At 70.9% G+C, this 15,915-nt stretch carries 18 protein-coding genes; 8 read left to right on the top strand and 10 right to left on the bottom strand.

What is annotated here, in order from left to right:
- Positions 1-162 precede the first annotated feature (162 nt).
- The 4 genes from pstS to trxA form a co-directional block, all read right to left on the bottom strand.
- Positions 163-1,254, bottom strand: coding sequence for a phosphate ABC transporter substrate-binding protein PstS (gene pstS, locus BUE45_RS18855; protein ID WP_073380669.1), 1,092 nt, complete (start codon positions 1,252-1,254; stop codon positions 163-165).
- A gap of 372 nt (positions 1,255-1,626) precedes the next feature.
- The gene (locus BUE45_RS18850; RefSeq protein WP_073380700.1) at positions 1,627-2,412 is read right to left on the bottom strand and encodes a winged helix-turn-helix transcriptional regulator; all 786 of its coding nucleotides are present in this window, start codon (positions 2,410-2,412) and stop codon (positions 1,627-1,629) included.
- A 59-nt stretch (positions 2,413-2,471) separates the two neighbouring features.
- Positions 2,472-3,344 (bottom strand): phosphate ABC transporter ATP-binding protein PstB, encoded by an 873-nt coding sequence (pstB, locus tag BUE45_RS18845; RefSeq protein ID WP_073380668.1) that lies wholly within the window; start codon positions 3,342-3,344, stop codon positions 2,472-2,474.
- A gap of 313 nt (positions 3,345-3,657) precedes the next feature.
- Positions 3,658-4,032: a thioredoxin gene (trxA, locus tag BUE45_RS18840; RefSeq protein ID WP_073380667.1), complete on the bottom strand. Its 375-nt coding sequence runs from the start codon at positions 4,030-4,032 to the stop codon at positions 3,658-3,660.
- A gap of 235 nt (positions 4,033-4,267) precedes the next feature.
- Here trxA and BUE45_RS18835 point away from each other — a divergent pair, with 235 nt between their 5' ends.
- Together BUE45_RS18835 and BUE45_RS18830 are read left to right on the top strand one after the other, a co-directional pair.
- Positions 4,268-4,630 carry a YidH family protein gene (locus BUE45_RS18835; RefSeq protein ID WP_073380666.1) on the top strand — a complete coding sequence of 121 codons (363 nt, stop codon included), beginning with the start codon at positions 4,268-4,270 and terminating at the stop codon, positions 4,628-4,630.
- Positions 4,627-4,998 carry a DUF202 domain-containing protein gene (locus tag BUE45_RS18830; RefSeq protein WP_073380665.1) on the top strand — a complete coding sequence of 124 codons (372 nt, stop codon included), beginning with the start codon at positions 4,627-4,629 and terminating at the stop codon, positions 4,996-4,998. Before BUE45_RS18835 ends, BUE45_RS18830 begins: the two co-directional genes overlap by 4 nt.
- 418 nt (positions 4,999-5,416) lie before the next feature.
- Here the strand turns inward: BUE45_RS18830 and BUE45_RS18825 are convergent, their stop codons facing one another.
- The 3 genes from BUE45_RS18825 to BUE45_RS18815 form a co-directional block, all read right to left on the bottom strand.
- Complete coding sequence (locus BUE45_RS18825; protein WP_073380664.1) at positions 5,417-6,406, bottom strand: NAD-dependent epimerase/dehydratase family protein; 990 nt, start codon at positions 6,404-6,406, stop codon at positions 5,417-5,419.
- A 106-nt stretch (positions 6,407-6,512) separates the two neighbouring features.
- Positions 6,513-7,226 (bottom strand): PIG-L deacetylase family protein, encoded by a 714-nt coding sequence (locus tag BUE45_RS18820; RefSeq protein WP_073380663.1) that lies wholly within the window; start codon positions 7,224-7,226, stop codon positions 6,513-6,515.
- Positions 7,227-7,341: 115 nt separating this feature from the next.
- Entirely contained in the window at positions 7,342-8,043 is a 702-nt protein-coding gene (locus BUE45_RS18815; RefSeq protein WP_281256359.1) for a WbqC family protein, read from the bottom strand.
- Between the two features lie 396 nt (positions 8,044-8,439).
- Here BUE45_RS18815 and BUE45_RS18810 point away from each other — a divergent pair, with 396 nt between their 5' ends.
- Both BUE45_RS18810 and BUE45_RS18805 read left to right on the top strand, forming a co-directional pair.
- Positions 8,440-9,939 carry a glycosyltransferase family 2 protein gene (locus BUE45_RS18810; RefSeq protein WP_073380661.1) on the top strand — a complete coding sequence of 500 codons (1,500 nt, stop codon included), beginning with the start codon at positions 8,440-8,442 and terminating at the stop codon, positions 9,937-9,939.
- 157 nt (positions 9,940-10,096) lie between these two features.
- Positions 10,097-10,504 carry a DUF3817 domain-containing protein gene (locus tag BUE45_RS18805; protein ID WP_178378574.1) on the top strand — a complete coding sequence of 136 codons (408 nt, stop codon included), beginning with the start codon at positions 10,097-10,099 and terminating at the stop codon, positions 10,502-10,504.
- Here the strand turns inward: BUE45_RS18805 and BUE45_RS18800 are convergent.
- Positions 10,480-11,286, bottom strand: a complete 807-nt coding sequence (locus BUE45_RS18800; RefSeq protein ID WP_073380660.1) for an SURF1 family protein — start codon at positions 11,284-11,286, stop codon at positions 10,480-10,482. The genes BUE45_RS18805 and BUE45_RS18800 overlap by 25 nt on opposite strands.
- A 393-nt stretch (positions 11,287-11,679) precedes the next feature.
- Positions 11,680-12,192: a DinB family protein gene (locus BUE45_RS18795; RefSeq protein WP_073380659.1), complete on the bottom strand. Its 513-nt coding sequence runs from the start codon at positions 12,190-12,192 to the stop codon at positions 11,680-11,682.
- A 143-nt stretch (positions 12,193-12,335) separates the two neighbouring features.
- Between BUE45_RS18795 and BUE45_RS18790 the strand changes: the two genes are divergently transcribed.
- Positions 12,336-13,100, top strand: coding sequence for an alpha/beta fold hydrolase (locus BUE45_RS18790; protein ID WP_073380658.1), 765 nt, complete (start codon positions 12,336-12,338; stop codon positions 13,098-13,100).
- Position 13,101: 1 nt separating this feature from the next.
- On the opposite strand, the gene BUE45_RS18785 is transcribed toward BUE45_RS18790, so the two are convergent.
- A complete protein-coding gene (locus tag BUE45_RS18785) occupies positions 13,102-13,494 on the bottom strand; it encodes a VOC family protein (RefSeq protein WP_073380657.1) in 393 nt (130 codons plus the stop codon).
- Positions 13,495-13,792: 298 nt separating this feature from the next.
- On the opposite strand from BUE45_RS18785, the gene BUE45_RS18780 reads away from it, so the two are divergent.
- The 3 genes from BUE45_RS18780 to BUE45_RS18770 are packed head-to-tail and all read left to right on the top strand — an operon-like array spanning position 13,793 to position 15,889.
- Positions 13,793-14,764, top strand: coding sequence for an ABC transporter ATP-binding protein (locus BUE45_RS18780; protein WP_073380656.1), 972 nt, complete (start codon positions 13,793-13,795; stop codon positions 14,762-14,764).
- The gene (locus BUE45_RS18775) at positions 14,761-15,618 is read left to right on the top strand and encodes an ABC transporter permease (protein ID WP_073380655.1); all 858 of its coding nucleotides are present in this window, start codon (positions 14,761-14,763) and stop codon (positions 15,616-15,618) included. The genes BUE45_RS18780 and BUE45_RS18775 overlap by 4 nt, the downstream gene beginning before the upstream one ends.
- Positions 15,608-15,889: a helix-turn-helix transcriptional regulator gene (locus BUE45_RS18770; RefSeq protein WP_073380654.1), complete on the top strand. Its 282-nt coding sequence runs from the start codon at positions 15,608-15,610 to the stop codon at positions 15,887-15,889. The genes BUE45_RS18775 and BUE45_RS18770 overlap by 11 nt, the downstream gene beginning before the upstream one ends.
- Positions 15,890-15,915 lie beyond the last annotated feature (26 nt).

The raw sequence follows: 15,915 nt of genomic DNA, 5'->3' as shown, positions 1-15,915 counted from the left end.
GTGCTTCTCCTCTGTGGCTTTCGTGGGGAGTGGAGAGCGGTCCCGCCCCGGCACCACGGGGCGGAGGAGGGGGTAAGGGGGCGGCGGCCGGGCCGGGGGCCCGGCCGCCGCGGGCGGTCTCCGGAGGGTGAGGGGGTGCCTCGCGCCTCGGGGAGGGGTCCGCTAGTTGGCGGAGTTGGTCTTCTCCAGCTCGGCGATCACGCGGTCGGTCAGGGCGTCGCCCAGGGGGGCGTAGCCCAGCTCGCCGGCCAGGTCGCGGGCGCCTTCGTCGGTGAGGGCCCAGGTCCAGAAGTCGATGATCGCGTCGGCGTTGGCCTGCTCGTAGCCGCAGGTGTAGGTGAAGATCCAGTTGGTGCCGGCGATCGGGTAGCCCTCGCCGCCGACGTTGTCGATCGCGAACTGGAAGTTGTCCGGGACCTCGACCTCCTCGGAGGCGGCGATGGTCGCCTCCAGGGTGGGCTCGATCGGGGTGCCGTCCTCGTTCACGATGTGGGCGACGGACAGCCCGGCCTCCTGGGCGAAGGACTGGTTGACGTAGCCGAGGCCGCCGGGGTTCTGGGTGATGCCCTGGGCGACGCCGTCGTTCTGCTGGCCGCCGACCAGGCCGTCGGCCCAGTCCAGCTCCTTGCCCTCGCCGTACTTGTCGGCCCACCAGTCCACCTCGGTGGTGAGGTAGTGGCTGAACACGTACGTGGTTCCGGAGCTGTCGGAGCGGTGGACCGGGATGATCTCGTCGCCCGGCAGGTCCAGGTCGGGGTTGAGCTCGGCGATGGCCGGGTCGTCGAAGGTGGTGATCTGGCCGTCGTAGATCTGGGCGACGGTCTCGGCGTCCAGGACCAGGCCGTCCAGGGCCTCGTTGTTGAACGCGATGACGACGGCGCCGAAGACCACCGGGAACTGCACCGCGGCGCAGCTGCGGGCCTCCTCGGCGGCGGCCAGGTCCTCTTCGTCCAGGAACTCCTCGGAGGAGCCGAAGTCGACCGTCTGCTCCAGGAACTGCTCGACGCCGGCACCGGAGCCGACGCTCTGGTAGTTGATCTGGACGCCGGGCTGCACGTCGCTGTTGTAGGTGTAGATCAGGTCCTGGAAGAGCGGGTCCGGGAAGCTGGCGCCCGCACCGGTCAGCGAAGCGCTGAGCTGCTCGGCTGCGGCGTCGCCGCTGGTGTCGCCACCGGTGTCGCCTCCACCGCCGCACGCAGTGGCGAGCAGGGGGATGGCCGCCAGGACGGCGAGCTTGGAACGCCCGTTGCGCATGTCGAAGTTCTCCTCGTTGAATCACCGCTGTCGGGGCTGACGTAAAACGACGTTAAACGCGAAGAAAGTCGCGTCGTCATCGAAATGGCGGCCAGGTGGTGGAAGTCGGGTGAATGGGGGGTGAATGGTGGTCACATTCAGGTAACGAGCCGTGTGCGACCGCGAGGTGGCCGGAGAGTCGCCGTGACGCATCCCACCGTGATGACCTGTGGGTATGCCAAGGGGAGGCGGGGGGTGCGCGGTCATCGCGCCGATATTCGTATTTCTTCGTCATTCACTTTCGCGTGTGTCTTCCGGGGAAGTGACGCGAACATGAACAAGGGGCCGCCCCGGGTGATCCGGGGGACCCTTGGAGTACTGCTCAGACCATGCCTATCCGCCGTTCGCCGTGTCCAATCGATATCCGATCCCGCGCACCGTGTGGATGAATCTCGGGCGGGCCTCGGAATCACCGAGCTTGTGGCGCAGCCTGCGGATGTGCACGGCGATGGTGTTGTTGACCGGGGGCAGCGGCTTGCGCCAGACCTCGGTCCACAGCTCCTCGCGGCTGACCACGCGGCCGTGGTGGCGCAGGAGGAAGTCCATGATCCCGAACTCCCGCAGCGCCAGGTCCACCGGGTGTCCGTCCACGAACAACCGGTGGCCCAGGGCGTCCAGCTCCAGCGCGCCCGAGCGCAGCGAGGCGCCCGGCGCGGCGACCTGCTCCAGGTGGCCGCCCCCGTCCATGCCCGGCAGCGAACCGCGCAGCAGCGCGGCCAGCTCCGGGATGCGGTACGGGCGGCTGACACAGGCGGTGGCCCCGGCGGCCAGCGCGCGCAGCGCGCGCTGGGAGTCGCCGGGGCCCACCCCGATGAGGATCGGTATGTCGGTCGCCCGCCGGGTCACCCGCACCAGCGTCTCCAGGTCCACCTCGGGAGGGGCGGCACTGGTCACGATCGTGTCCGGGCGGATCAGCCCCACCCGCAGCAGCGCCTCCGCCCCGTCGACGCACACCGTGATGTCCACGTCGTGGCCGCTGAGCGAGAGCACCAGCTGGTGCGACTGCTCGGACTCGGGCTCCACCAGCAGAACGCGGAGCGGACCCTCGGCGCGCTCCACCACGTCGTCCGGGGCGCCCGAGGGGTGGGGCACGGACGTGGAGGGGGAGAGCGCGGTCATGGTCATGGTTCCACTTCGTCGGAGGGGCGTGTCGAAGGGGCCGGGGGCGCGGGCTCCGATCAGCCGAAGCGGCCGGAGATGTAGTCCTCGGTGCGCTGGTCGGCGGGCTTGCTGAAGATCGTCGCCGTCTCGTCGAACTCCACCAGGCTGCCGTAGCGCTCGCCCTCCTCGTCGACGCCCGCGGTGAAGAAGGCGGTGCGGTCGGAGACGCGCGCGGCCTGCTGCATGTTGTGGGTGACGATGACGATGGTGTACTCGGCCGCCAGCTCGTACATCAGGTCCTCGATCTTGAGCGTGGCGATCGGGTCCAGTGCGGAGCAGGGCTCGTCCATGAGGATGACCTCGGGGTTCACCGCGATCGTCCGGGCGATGCACAGGCGCTGCTGCTGGCCGCCGGAGAGGGCGAAGGCGCTCTCCTTGAGCTTGTCCTTGACCTCGTCCCACAGGGCGGCCTTGGTGAGGGTCTCCTCGACCAGGTCGTCCATGTTGGCGCGCACGCCGTTGATGCGCGGGCCGTAGGCGACGTTGTCGTAGATCGACTTGGGGAACGGGTTGGGCTTCTGGAAGACCATCCCGATGCGGCGGCGCACCTCGATGGGGTCCACGTGCTGGGCGTACAGGTCCTCGCCGTGGTATTCGACCTTGCCCTCGATACGGGCGCCGGGGATGAGGTCGTTCATCCGGTTGAGCGTGCGCAGCACCGTGCTCTTGCCGCAGCCGGACGGGCCGATCATCGCGGTGATCTGGCGCGGGCCGACCTTGAGGTCGACGTCGCGCACGGCCTTGTTGGAGCCGTAGTAGATGGAGAGGCCGGAGACGTCGAAGACGGGGTCGCCCAGTCCGGGCACCTCGCGGTTGTACCGGATGGTGTCGGGGGCGACTCCGCGACCGGAGTCGGTGGCACGAGCGGACGCGGTGTTGCTGATGGACATGGGGCCACTTCCGGGTCGGACGGTGCTTGCGGGCTCAGGGAGTAAACCGGCGGAGCGCGGTCGAACCCATGCAAATATGCCCGCGTGAAGCTGCGGTGAACGATCCCCGTGGCCAAGATGAACGTGGGCGGTGGAGTCGGAGGTGCGATGACGCGGAACGTTGCCCTTCCGTCACCGAAACGGTCGGTTCGGCTCCGCCGGGCCGTGTCCGGCCAGGTGGGAGCCCCGCGCGGCGGGTCCGGACCCGGACACGGCGGTGCCCCGGCCTCGGGGCCGGGGCACCGGTGTCCGCCGCGCGTGCGCGAGCGCCCCGTCAGGCGCCCGCTTCGCCGGACTGCTCGGCGATCTTCTGCTTGACCTCGTCCATGTCCAGCTCGCGGGCCTGGCTGATCAGGCTCTCCAGGGCCTCGGAGGGCAGTGCGCCCGGCTCGCTGTAGATCACGGTCTGGTCCCGCACGATCATCAGGGTCGGGATGGACTGGATCTTGAACTCGAAGGCGAGCTCGCGCTCGGCCTCGGTGTCCACCTTGGCGTGCACGATGTCGGCGTTCTTCACCGAGGACTGCTCGAAGACCGGGGCGAACTGGCGGCAGGGGCCGCACCAGTCGGCCCAGAAGTCGATGAGGACGAACTCGTTGTTCTGCAACGTGTCCGCGAAGTTGTCCTTGGTGAGTTCGAGGGTGGCCACGGGTTCTCCTGCATCTGTCGGTGTCGGCCGGTCGGACACGCGGTCCGGCCGCCTTCCTCTTCGGTGGACTACAGCGATCGTGCCCACTCGTTTGTTCCACATGCCCGGACGGCGCGACCGGAGCGCTCCGCCGGGCCGGAATTCTCCTACCCAACACGTGATGCATACCTGTTTGGGCGGAAAGTGAAGATGCGGCTACCGTCGGAGGCGGGACGGAAGAGAAGAGGGGGATCGGATGGGCGCCGACACGGCCGAAGGGGACACCGGAACGGGCGGCGACACCGTCGACTACCGCTTCACCCTGGCCAACGAACGCACCTTCCTGGCCTGGGTGCGCACGGCGCTCGCCCTGCTGGCCGGGGCGGTGGCCGTCCTGCACCTGCTCCCCCTGGGCTGGGCCGAGGGGCCCCGCACGGTGGTCGGCCTGACGCTGGCGGCCCTGGCCGCCGTCATCACCGTCCACGCCCCGCTGCGCTGGTACCGGGTCCAGCGGATCATGCGCGACGGCGGCACCCTCAAGATGAGCCCGCTGCCGCTGCTGACCACGATCGCCGTGGGCCTGGTGTGCCTGGTCGTGGTGCTGGGGCACCTGCTGTGAGGAGCCCCGCCGACCGCGGGGACCCGGGCCTGCAACCCGAGCGCACCCTGCTGGCCTGGCAGCGCACCCTGATCCTGCTGGTGGCGGTGGGCCTGCTCTTCCTGCGCGGCGAGCTGGCGCCGGGGACGACGGCGGTCCCCCAGGCGCCGCCCGCGCTGCGGATGGCGCTGATGGCGGCGTTCCTGCTCGTGGCGGGGGTTCTGGGCCTGCACCTGTGGCTGCGGTGGCGCCGCAGCCGCGAAGGGCTGCGCGATCCCCGCACCGGCGCTCCGCCGGGCGCGGTGTCCGCGCCCTGGGCCATGCTCCTGCTGTGCGGGTCGGTGCTGGTCCTGAGCGCGGTCCAGGTGTTCACCGTGCTGGCGGGGTGAGACCGGCCCGGGCCGTGTCCGGAGGTGCCCCGGCCGGGCCGGTGGCCGGGTGCGGCTGCCGGGGTGACGGTCTTCGTCCTCCCCGGGTGGGGCCGGGGCACGCGGCCGTGTCGGCGGTCCGCCGGACCGGTGGCCGGGTGCGGTGCCGGTGCGCGGACCGGACGGGGTCCCGGACGGGCGGGGCCCTCGCCGCGGCCCGTCCGCGCCGCCCCGCCGGGGGCGGGATCCGTGCGTGCGGGCGGACGCCGGTGCCCGCGGCCGTGCGCGGGCGGTCTCCCCGGGGCAGGGGGGAGGCCGGCCCCCTTCCAGGGGGCGGGGTCTCCATGAGCGGGGATGGAGCGGGATGCCCTGGACGGGCGTGGGAAGGGCGGGCACGCGCTCCTGCCCTGTGGCGGGTGGGGAGCGGCCGTGCCGGTTCTCAGGCGGGCTGCGGGACCGTGGCGGTCTCCTGCGCCCGGCGGTGCTCCACGATCGAGGTGATGATGTCGTTGAGGTCGCGCGCGGGCTCGTACCCCACCAGGCCTCTGGCCAGTGATGTGTCCGGGTAGCGGCGCTGCATGTCCTCGTAGCCCTCGCCGTAGGCCTGGTCGTAGTCGATGTAGACGATCTCGCTGTCCGACCCGGTCAGCTCCACCACGCGGTCGGCCAGGCCCTTGATGGACACCTCCTCGTGCCCGCCGAGGTTGACCGCGCGGTTGTAGGCCGCCGGGGTGTCCATCAGCCGCAGCAGGCCGGGCACCACGTCGTACACCGAGCCGAAGCAGCGGCGCTGCGTCCCGGTGCCGTACACGGTGACGGGCAGGCCCGCCAGCGCCTGGTCCACGAACCGCGGCACGACCATGCCGTAGCGCCCGGTCTGGCGGGGCCCCACGACGTTGAAGAAGCGGGTGATCACGCACGGGACCCCGGACTCGGAGCCGTGCACGTAGGCGACCAGCTCGTCCAGGCCCTTGGCGGCGGCGTAGGACCAGCGGCTCTTGGTCGGCGAGCCGTAGATCCGGTCGTCGTCCTCCCGCAGCCCGTCCGCGTCGTTCTTGCCGTAGACCTCGCTGGTGGACGCGACCATGTAGGGCACCCGGTGGGCGACCGCGGCCTCCACCACGTTCTCCGTGCCGTGCAGGTTGATCCGCAGGGACCGCAGCGGGTTGTCCACGATGTTGTAGACGCCCACCGCCGCGGCCAGGTGGAACACGGTGTCCGCCTCCGCGACCAGGTCGTGGACCAGGTCCCGGTCCAGGACGTCCCCTTGCACGAGGCGGAACCCGGGCGCGCTCTCCAGTTGGACCAGATTCTCCGGCGACCCGGTCGACAGGTCGTCCAGGACGACCACCTCGTGCCCCTGTGCGACGAGGTGGTCGCACAGGTGGGAGCCGATGAACCCGGCTCCTCCGGTGACTACAGCCTTCATGGTTTCCCCTCCACTTACAGGCGTTGGATTCTCTTCTTCACAGGGGTGGTGGCGCGAAATGGGACGGGTGGGGGAGTCCGGGTGCCGGGGCGGGGTCCGGCGCCGTTCAAGCCAGGCAGCGCAGGACGTGGAACCCCTCGCCGAGGGCGACGCCGGCCTGCATGCCCCGCAGGACGGCCAGGCTGCGCAGGGTCAGGTCCGAGCGGGTGTGCGGGTGCCGGTGGCTCTGCGACCCGTACAGCTCCATGCCGAGGAGCTTGTCCCCCATCTCCTTCTCGGACAGCTCGACGATGAGGTTGGGGGAGGGCGCGTGCTCCAGCCGCCACTGGTCCGCGGCCTCCTCGTAGGCCAGCACCAGGCGCGGGTGGTGGCGCAGCGCCCTGTCGGAGGGGCGCAGGGCGGTGTGCACCGCCTCGGCCGTCACCTGGTGGTCCTGGTTGTAGCTGGTCCGGTGGGGCGCGATGACCGTGGTGGGCCGCAGCCGCGCCACGGACAGCGGGCTGGTGGCCTCGATGATCCGGGTGAGGTCCACGCGGGGCACCGCGTCCAGCCGCAGGTGGTACTCGTCGCCGGGCAGGGCCATGTGCCAGTCGTCCCAGCGGAAGTGGTCGGCGACCTTCTTGATCTCGGCGTAGCGCTCCTCCGCGGTGGAGAAGCCCTTCGGCGACTGGTCGGCCGTGTCCCCGACGGTCATGAACTGCACGAAGACCTCGGCGCCGGCGGCCTTGGCCTTGCTCATGAGGCCGCCGCAGCCGAGCGTCTCGTCGTCGGGGTGGGGTGCGAGGACCAGGATGCGCTCCTGGGACCAGTCCGTCGTCATGCTGCCTTCCCGTCCTTTACCTACCGGGTGGGGGCGCGCGCCCGCGCGGCGCGGGGCACCCCGGGTGACACGGCGGCCGCGGTGCCGCCACGGTGAGATCGGCTCCTCGTGGAGATCAGCCCCGTGTTCGCGCCCCACGGAGGATCTCCAGGGCGCCGGGACCCGCGTTGAGCAGCAGGTCGAGCGCCGACAGGCGGGGGGCGAAGTCGTCGGCCTCCCGCTGGTGCTGGCGGTACACCGGGTGCCGGAACCCCTGCCACTCGACGTCGATCCCGTAACGCATCAGGACCCGCGGGTCGAGGTAGTCCCGGGCACCGTCGCCGGACAGCAGCACGTCCGCTCCGGTCTTGGTGCAGATCTGGGCCAGCAGCTCGCTCTTGTGGCCGGGGAAGTCGCCGATCTCGCTGGCGCGCAGGACCGGGGTGTCGATGCCGAAGCCGCGCATCACCATCCGCGTGGTCGCGATGGCCAGGCCCGCGAGGTCGTCCCACTCGGTTTCGTACAGGCGGGCGATTTCTTCCTTGTAATCGTTCCAGTAGGGCGTCTTGGGGTAACAGTGTTCTGCCAGTGCCTTGAAGTGCTTGCTCCTCCATTTCTGGCTGTTGTCAATGGCTTTGTCCAGAATCAGGTCCTCCCGACTGCCCTGGGCGACGGGAACTGTCAATAGCACGGGACGTCCACGTCCGGCCACATAGTTGCGGTTTTGCCAGCCGCGTCGTTCGAACTGGACCGTATCGAGGACGACGAAGCGGTCACAACGGTCGAGTTTGTCGACCATTCCCAGCCACGGGAGGTAGTGCGGCTGGTGGATCGCCACCCGGACCCGTCGCTCCGGCGAGGTGTCCCCGCCGGTCACGGAGTCGGCGGCGGGGTCTCGGCCCGAGTCGGTCGGAGCGGGTCCGGGTGCTGGGGGAACCGGTTCACCGATCACGCCGTGCACTCTCCTTGTCTCCGTCCGTCCCAGAACATGATGAAGGGGCGAGATGTCAGGGACGTCCGGTTATAAACCGGTGGCGCGTGCGCCTCCGGCCCCCGATCTCAAATATCTTCTAATGGGTACCACTTCGCACAAGCCCGTGTATACGATTTCCGTGGCCTACATAGGACGCGAACTCGGGTGAACCCCTCCAGGTGGCAGGGCGTCAACCTAACGCCGACTTAGCGGGTTAATGTCGGTCCGAAACCGCTGACTTTCGGGAGGGGTCCCAAGGCTGTGCGTATCGTGCGCTTCGTCGGCGGCCTGCTGGTCGGGCTGATCGCCCTGGTACTGGCCGCCGCACTCTTCGTTCTCTGGTTCGACTTCGCGACCGACATGGCCGCCGCAGCCGGACTCGGCCCCGTGGGGTACGTGTTCCTGTGGCTCGCCTTCGGCGCCAACCTCCTGCTCTGGACCGTCGTCGGGGCGCTGCGCCTGGGCGACGACTCCGTCCGCGCCGTGCTGCGGCGCGACACCACGGCCGGCGACCGCCGCGCCGTCCGCTCCCGCGAACGCGTCCTCGTCGGCTCCGGCGGCTCCGCCGTCGCGTCCGCCGACTCCGACGGCACCGAGGACGCCGTGGCGGCCCGGGGCGGGGAGGAGCCCCGGAACGCCACCATCGCCGTGATCATCCCCGCCCACAACGAGGAGCCGGTCATCGGAGGGGCCATCTCCTCGGCGCTGGGCCTGTTCCCCCGGTGGGACATCTACGTCGTGTCGGACTCCTCCCGGGACTCCACCGCGGAGATCGCCGCCAAGACCGGGGTCAACGTCCTGGAACTGCTGACCAACCGCGGCAAGGCCGGGGCCATCGAGGCCGTCATCGAGGAGTTCGCGCTCACCGAGAACTACGACGGCGTGCTCATCCTCGACGCCGACACCGAGCTCGACCAGGGGTACGTCGACGGGGTGCGGCGCCAGCTGCGCGACCCCAAGGTGGCCGCCGTCGCCGGGTTCGTGGTGTCGGAGTGGAAGCCCGGGGAGCGCACCTTCGTCGGCCGGACGATCTCCGCCTACCGCGACCGCCTGTACTTCATGCTCCAGTACTTCATGAGGTTCGGGCAGACCTGGCGGGGGACCAACGCGTCGTTCATCGTCCCCGGCTTCGCCAGCGTCTACCGCAGCGAGGCGCTGCGGGAGATCGAGGTCAACCCCAAGGGGCTGGTCATCGAGGACTTCAACATGACGTTCGAGGTGCAGCACAAGCGCCTGGGACGGATCTCGATGCGGCCGGACACCAAGGCCTACAGCCAGGACCCGTTCACCTTCTCCGACTACCGCAAGCAGGTCGGGCGGTGGACGCTGGGGTTCTGGCAGACGGTGCGGCGCCACGGTATCTGGCCCAGCACGTTCTGGCTGTTCCTGGGGCTGTACATCTTCGAGGTCGTGGTGGTGTCGGCCATCCTGCTGCTGACCACGCTCGTCGCCGGGTTCGTCCTGGTCGGCACGCTCGCCGGGGAGGCGTTCGTGTCGGTGCCGCTGGTGGGGACGTCCTTCACCGCGGTCACCGCGTTCCTGCCCCTGACCGCGCTGGCGATGGGCCTGCTCATCCCCGACTACATGCTGACCTGCGTCATGACCGCGATCCGGCGGCGGCCGTCGTACCTGCTGTACGGGCTGCTCTTCTTCCCGATCCGGGTCGTGGACGCGTTCATCACGCTCAGGATGATCCCGAAGGCCTGGACCGCGCAGTCCGACGGCCGGTGGTCCAGCCCTGACCGCGTCGCCAAGAGGTGACCCGGGCGCGGGCCCGCCGGGTCCGCGCCGCGGGGGCGGGGGTGGGGAACGGCACGCGCCACCCCGGCGACGGCCGGTTCCGGACAGCGTTTAGCCTCGGGAAAGGGACCCCGACCCTCCTCGGGGAGCGAGCCGTCTGAGTGGGTGTGGAGTAGCGGTGGACAAGAGCCGTGTGTCGTTGGCGTTGTACCGGGTGCTGGCCTATGTGACCGGTGTCTTCCTGCTGGGCCTGACCTTCGCGGCCATGCCCGCCAAGTACCTGATCGGGGAGACCGCGCGGTTCTCCCTCGTGGCGGCGCCGGCCGGTCTGGAGAGGTGGTTCGGCCCCGAGTCGCCGCTGATGCTGTTCATCGCCATGCCGCACGGCTACATCTACATGGTGTACGTGCTGGTGGTGCTGTGGGTCGCCCTGGACCGCCGCTGGAGCGCGCCCAAGACGCTCGGGGTGGTCCTGGCGGGGACCATCCCGGTCCTGGGCTTCGTGGTCGAGCACCGCGTGGTCAGGACGGAGAAGGCGCGGGAGGCGGGGGCCTCCCCGGCTCAGGAGCCGGCGCCCGCGGGCTGATCCTCGGACTCCGGGGCCTCCTCCGAACCGGGGGCGGCCCCTTCGGCGTTCCGGGCCCGGCGCGCGTCCGCCAGCTCCCGCCGCATCAGCAGGACCCAGAACACCAGCGCGGAGGCGCCGAACATCGCCCACTGGACGGTGTAGCTCAGGCTCCGCCAGTTGACCGTGAACCCGGTGGGCGGCTCTGGCGGCGGCACCGGCGTCAGGCCCTCGGCCGCGGGGTCGCCCTCGGGCAGGATGACGTAGCCCTCGTAGAGGGGGTGGTCCCACTCGTTGACGAGCAGCGAGGTGGCGATCCGCTCCACCGTCCCCTCCCGGGTGGCGACGGGGGTGAACCCGCCGTCCGAGACCGGCGGCAGCAGCCAGCCGGAGACGGTGACCTCGTCGGCGGTGACCTCGGGGACCGCACCGTCCTCGGGGACCCAGCCGCGGTCGACGGTGACGGCGGCGCCGTCGTCGGTGACCAGCGGCAGGATGACGTCGTGGCCCGGGACGCCGTCCTCCGTGCGCGGCACCAGAAGCGTGTCCCGCGGGGCGTAGCGGCCGGTGACGGTGACCGCCGTGTTGGCGAAGGTCTCCGGGTGCATGTACTCGCCGGGTTCGAGCAGCCCGTCGAGCGGTACGGCGTCGGCGAGGTCCTCCACCGGGTTGGTGATGACCTCGCGGTCCGGCTCGAAGGCGCGGACGAACTGCCAGGAGGTTCCGGCGGTGCACACCGCGGCGACCAGGAGGATGCCGAGGTGGACGCCGATCCATCGGGGACTGAGCAGCGGTGATCTCACCCGACCAGGCTATGTGCGCCTTCGGGGGAGTCGATCATGACCCCGGGTTGACACTGCCCGCGGCGACTTGGGCCGGTATCGACGGAGGAATGGTGATCACTTTAAGTTATTCCTCGTGACTTAGGGTTGTCTATCGAGGTCGGGGTGGGTAGTGTCTCTATCAACACGGAACGACAACGTCGCTCCGGGGCCCGGGGTCCCGAGTGCAGCGGGTCGGCCGTGTGCGGACCTTCCAGGCCGCGACTCCAGGGGGGAGGAGTCGCAGGCCGTTTCCCAGGCGAGGGGCGCTTCCGTACTTTGAGGGGGGATGCGGAAGCGGCCCTCGCCGCCTTTTCACGACGGGGTGCGCCTTCGGGCGCACCCCGTCGTCGTGTGCGGGGCCCGGGCACCGGGTCAGCCCATCGTCTTCTGGCCGTCGAGGGACTCGCGGATGACGTCGGCGTGGCCGCAGTGCTGGGCGGTCTCGCGGAGGATGTGCAGCAGGACGTCGCGGACCGACCAGGAGGCGCCCTCCTCGAACCACGGCGCGGCCGGGAGCGGGTGGCTCCGCTCCAGGTCGGGCAGGGAGAGCACGTACTCCTCCGTCCGGGCCCCGACCCGCTGGTACCCGGCCAGCACGCCCTCCAGGGTCTCGCCCTCCAGCAGGCGGAAGCTGTCGACCTGCTCCTGCCAGGTCCCCGGGTCCTCGTAGTCGACCGGCTCGGCGGCGGGCCCCTCCTGGGCGAACCGGATCCAGTTCCGCTCCGCCTCGGACACGTGCTTGACCAGTCCCACGAGGGTCAGCTCGCTGGCGGTGGTGCGCCGGGAGGCCTGCTCCCCGTCGACGCCCTTGAGCGTGTACCGCAGGAAGTCCCGCTGGTCGGCGAGCATCTTGAGCAGGGACGTGCGCTCGGTGTCCGTCGTCATGGTGAACCGCCTTCTCTGTCGCCGTCTCGGTGCTCCCCACCCTAGAAACGGTGCAGGTCAGGTTCTGTCCTCCATGCGGGTCGAAAGTGGGGGGCGCCGCGGTGCTTGCGGATACCCTGGCGTTCTGGCGACTCGGAGGCCTCATGACCATTCCGCTCCAGTACCGGATCGACGGACCGCGGCACGCCCCGGTCGTGCTGCTCGTCCCGCCGTTCGGCACCACCCTGTCGGTGTGGGAGCCGCAGATGCCCGAGCTGACCCGCAACCGCCGGGTCCTGCGGATCAACCACCGCGGCCACGGCACCTCGCCGGCCGGCGACGGGCCGTGCGGTTTGGAGGACCTCGCCCTGGACGTGCTGGCGCTGCTGGAGCGGCTTCAGATGACGCGGGTGTCGGCGGTGGGAGCCGGGTTCGCCGCCTCGCTGGTGGTGTGGATCGCCGCCAACTCCCCGCGCACCCTGGAGCGGATCGCCCTGCTGGCCGCCGCGCCGCGCACGCCCCCCGCGCACCGGTGGGGCCTGCTGGCGGACCGGGTGCGCGAGGCCGGGATGGAGTCGGTGCTCGCCGATGTGTCGCTGCCCTGGTTCACCCCCGACATGGGCGAGCTGCGCCCCGACGTGGTCGACCGGTTCACCGGGGAGCTGGGCCGGATCGACCCCGGGGCGTTCGCCGCGGTGTGCGACGCGGTGCACACGATGGACCAGCGCCACCTGGTCGCGGGGGTGCGGGTGCCCTCCCTGGTGGTGTCGGCCGCGCACGACCCGATGCTGCCGCCCGGGCACGGGCGCAGGCTCGCCGACGGCATCGCCGACGCCCGGTTCGAGGTCGTCCCGGGCGCCGCCCACCTGCTCGGGGTGGAGCGGGCGGACCGGGTCAACGAGCTGCTGGTGGAGCACGTGGCCCCGTGATTCACAGGAGCGGGCTGCTGATCTCCAGCAGGTAGCCGTCCGGGTCGCGGAAGTGGGCGGCCCGGGTCCCCCACGCCGTCCAGTCGCGCGGCGCCATCACCTGGCGCGCCCCGTCGGAGACCAGCCGGGCGGCGGTCGCGTCCACGTCGTCCACCTCGAACACCACGGCCATGCGGTCCTGGTGGGGGAGCTCGGGGTCGGCGGTGTCCGTCTCCAGCGCCTCGGCCATGACCTCGCGCTGGTTCAGCGCGAGGCGGGTGGTGGAGTCCACGTCGAACTCGGCGTAGCGGCTGTGCTCGTCGCCGCGCAGCACGGGGAACTTGAGCACGTCGGAGTAGAACCTGAAGCAGGCCTCGTAGTCGTTGACGAGGAGCCGGATGTAGCTGCAGCGCATCTTGGGGCCTTCCAGCGGGGTCTGCGGTCGTCGGCACCAGTGTGGCGTGTCGGGGGGACTCCCCTCTTGAGTATCCGTACCCGGTTTCGGGGTCCAGGGGGGTTCCGACACGGCCGCCGACGGATTTCGTGCGGTCGGCCGGACGCGGCCGGGTGGCCGCGCTGAGCTGCGCCTTCACCCCCGATAGTCCACCTGCGTCAAGCCGTATCGCCTCTGCATCCAGATGTAGTCCTTGTTCTTCTGGATGTAGTACATGTACTATCAATCGCAATAGAAGGACGACGAGGGAGGTGCGGCCATGGCGGATGCCAGAGCACGATCGGTGGCCCGGGAGGTGGCGCACGGGGTGCCGGCCGAGGCGGCGATCACCGTGCGCGGCCTGCGGATGAACTACGGGACGACCGAGGTCCTGCGCGGTGTCGACCTGACCGCCCGCCGCGGCGAGGTCGTCGCCCTGCTGGGTCCCAACGGTGCGGGCAAGACCACCACCGTGGAGATCCTGGAGGGCTTCCGGGCCCGCTCCGCGGGCGAGGTCGACGTGCTGGGCACCGACCCCGCGCGGGGCGACGAGCGCTGGCGGTCCCGGATCGGCGTGGTCATGCAGTCCTGGCGCGACCACGCCGCCTGGAAGGTGCGCGACCTCGTGGACCACTTCGGCCGCTTCCACGCCCCCTACGCGGAGCCCGGCCGCCCCCGCCCCTACGACACCGACGAGCTGCTGGCGTCGCTGGGCCTGGAGGAGCAGTCCCACAAGCGGCTGCGCACGCTCTCCGGCGGGCAGCGCCGCCGGGTCGACGTCGCCCTGGGCCTGGTCGGCCGCCCCGAGCTGCTCTTCCTCGATGAGCCCACCACCGGCCTGGACCCCCAGGCCCGCCGCGACTTCCACGAGCTGGTCCACCGGCTCACCGACGAGGACGACACCACCGTCCTGCTCACCACCCACGACCTGGCCGAGGCGGAGAAGCTCGCCGACCGCGTCCTCATCCTCGCCGGCGGGCGCATCGTCGCCGACGGCAGCGCGGACCGGCTCTCCTCCCTGGTCGGCATGCAGAGCGAGGTCACCTGGTCCGTCGGGGGCGTCCGCCACGTGCACGCCACCGACAACCCGGCCCGGTACGTCGCCGGGCTGTACCGGGAGCACGGCGACGCCGTCACCGACCTCAAGGTCCTGCGCCCCTCGCTGGAGGAGGTCTACCTCGACCTGGTCCAGCGCTCCGAGTCCGGCGACGCCGACCGGGCCGCCGCCGAGTTCGCCGAGGAGATCCGATGAACCCCGCCCTCAACGCCGTCCGCGTCGGCCTCTCGCGCGGCTGGATCGAGTTCAAGAACACGTTCGGCAACTTCGGCGAGGTGATCGGCGGCTACCTGCTCACCCCCGCCCTCTTCCTGGCCATCGCCCTGTTCACCGCGGACTCCACGGTGGAGGGCGGGGGGACGCCCCTGGGCGCGTTCCTCATGGCCTCCGGCGTGACCATGCTGCTCCTGCTGCTCGGCACCATCACCATCGCCCAGGTCGTCGGCAGCGAACGCGAGGACGGCACCCTGCTGCGCTCCCGGGTCGTCCCCGACGGGATGGTCGGCTACGCGGTGGGCAAGACCTGGTACCTCGTCACCATGTCGGCCCTGTCCCTGGCCCTGATGCTGGTGCCCGGGATCATCCTCATCGACGGGTTCGCCGTCCAGGGGGTCGCCGGGGCGGTCACCCTGGCGTGGGTCTGCGTGCTGTCCCTGCTCGCCATCGCCCCGATCGGCGCCGTGGTCGGCTCCCTGCTCAGCAACCCGCGCACCGGCGTCGGCCTGCTCATGCTCCCCGTCATGGGGCTGACCGGGGTCTCGGGCGTGCTCCTGCCCATCGCCGTGATGCCGGGGTGGCTCCAGACCGTCGCCCAGGTCTTCCCCGTGTACTGGGTCGGCCTGGGCGTGCGCGCCGCGGTCCTGCCCGGGTCCCACGCCGCCGCCGAGCTCACGGGCACCTGGCAGCTGCCGCAGGTCGCCGCGGTCCTGGCGCTGTGGGCCGTGGGCGGGTTCGCCGTCGCCCAGTGGGTGCTGCGCCGGATGGCCCGCAAGACGTCGGGGTCGAGGGTCCAGCAGGCCCGGGAGCAGGCGATGCAGCGTGGCTACTGAGGAGAAGAAGGGCGGGAACGGCCGCCGCGGCAAGGCGGCGGCCGGGAACGCCGAGGTCATCTACAACCGGATCGCCATGCTGCGGGCGGAGCGGGAGGTCTCCCGCCGCCAGCTCGCCGAGGCGCTCGGGGTGCACTACCAGACCGTCGGCTACCTGGAGCGGGGCGAGTACAGCCCCAGCCTCCACCTGGCCCTGCGGATCGCCCGCTACTTCGAGGTCTCCGTGGAGGTCGTGTTCTCCACCGAGCCCTTCCCCCGCATCGGCGGCTGACCGCCGCGCCCGTACCCGGACAACGA

It is taken from the genome of Nocardiopsis flavescens (assembly GCF_900141985.1).
In the GTDB taxonomy this organism is placed as follows: Bacteria; Actinomycetota; Actinomycetes; order Streptosporangiales; family Streptosporangiaceae; genus Nocardiopsis; species Nocardiopsis flavescens.
Note: the sequence above shows the minus strand (reverse complement) of the source record. Positions and strands in the feature narration are given on the sequence as shown.

Excerpts from the sequence above, each read along its gene's own strand:
- pstS (WP_073380669.1), bottom strand. The coding sequence starts at position 1,254 with ATGCGCAACGGGCGTTCCAAGCTCGCCGTCCTGGCGGCCATCCCCCTG.
- BUE45_RS18850 (WP_073380700.1), bottom strand. The coding sequence starts at position 2,412 with ATGACCGCGCTCTCCCCCTCCACGTCCGTGCCCCACCCCTCGGGCGCC.
- pstB (WP_073380668.1), bottom strand. The coding sequence starts at position 3,344 with ATGTCCATCAGCAACACCGCGTCCGCTCGTGCCACCGACTCCGGTCGC.
- BUE45_RS18835 (WP_073380666.1), top strand. The coding sequence starts at position 4,268 with ATGGGCGCCGACACGGCCGAAGGGGACACCGGAACGGGCGGCGACACC.
- BUE45_RS18825 (WP_073380664.1), bottom strand. The coding sequence starts at position 6,406 with ATGAAGGCTGTAGTCACCGGAGGAGCCGGGTTCATCGGCTCCCACCTG.
- BUE45_RS18820 (WP_073380663.1), bottom strand. The coding sequence starts at position 7,226 with ATGACGACGGACTGGTCCCAGGAGCGCATCCTGGTCCTCGCACCCCAC.
- BUE45_RS18795 (WP_073380659.1), bottom strand. The coding sequence starts at position 12,192 with ATGACGACGGACACCGAGCGCACGTCCCTGCTCAAGATGCTCGCCGAC.
- BUE45_RS18790 (WP_073380658.1), top strand. The coding sequence starts at position 12,336 with ATGACCATTCCGCTCCAGTACCGGATCGACGGACCGCGGCACGCCCCG.
- BUE45_RS18785 (WP_073380657.1), bottom strand. The coding sequence starts at position 13,494 with ATGCGCTGCAGCTACATCCGGCTCCTCGTCAACGACTACGAGGCCTGC.
- BUE45_RS18780 (WP_073380656.1), top strand. The coding sequence starts at position 13,793 with ATGGCGGATGCCAGAGCACGATCGGTGGCCCGGGAGGTGGCGCACGGG.
- BUE45_RS18775 (WP_073380655.1), top strand. The coding sequence starts at position 14,761 with ATGAACCCCGCCCTCAACGCCGTCCGCGTCGGCCTCTCGCGCGGCTGG.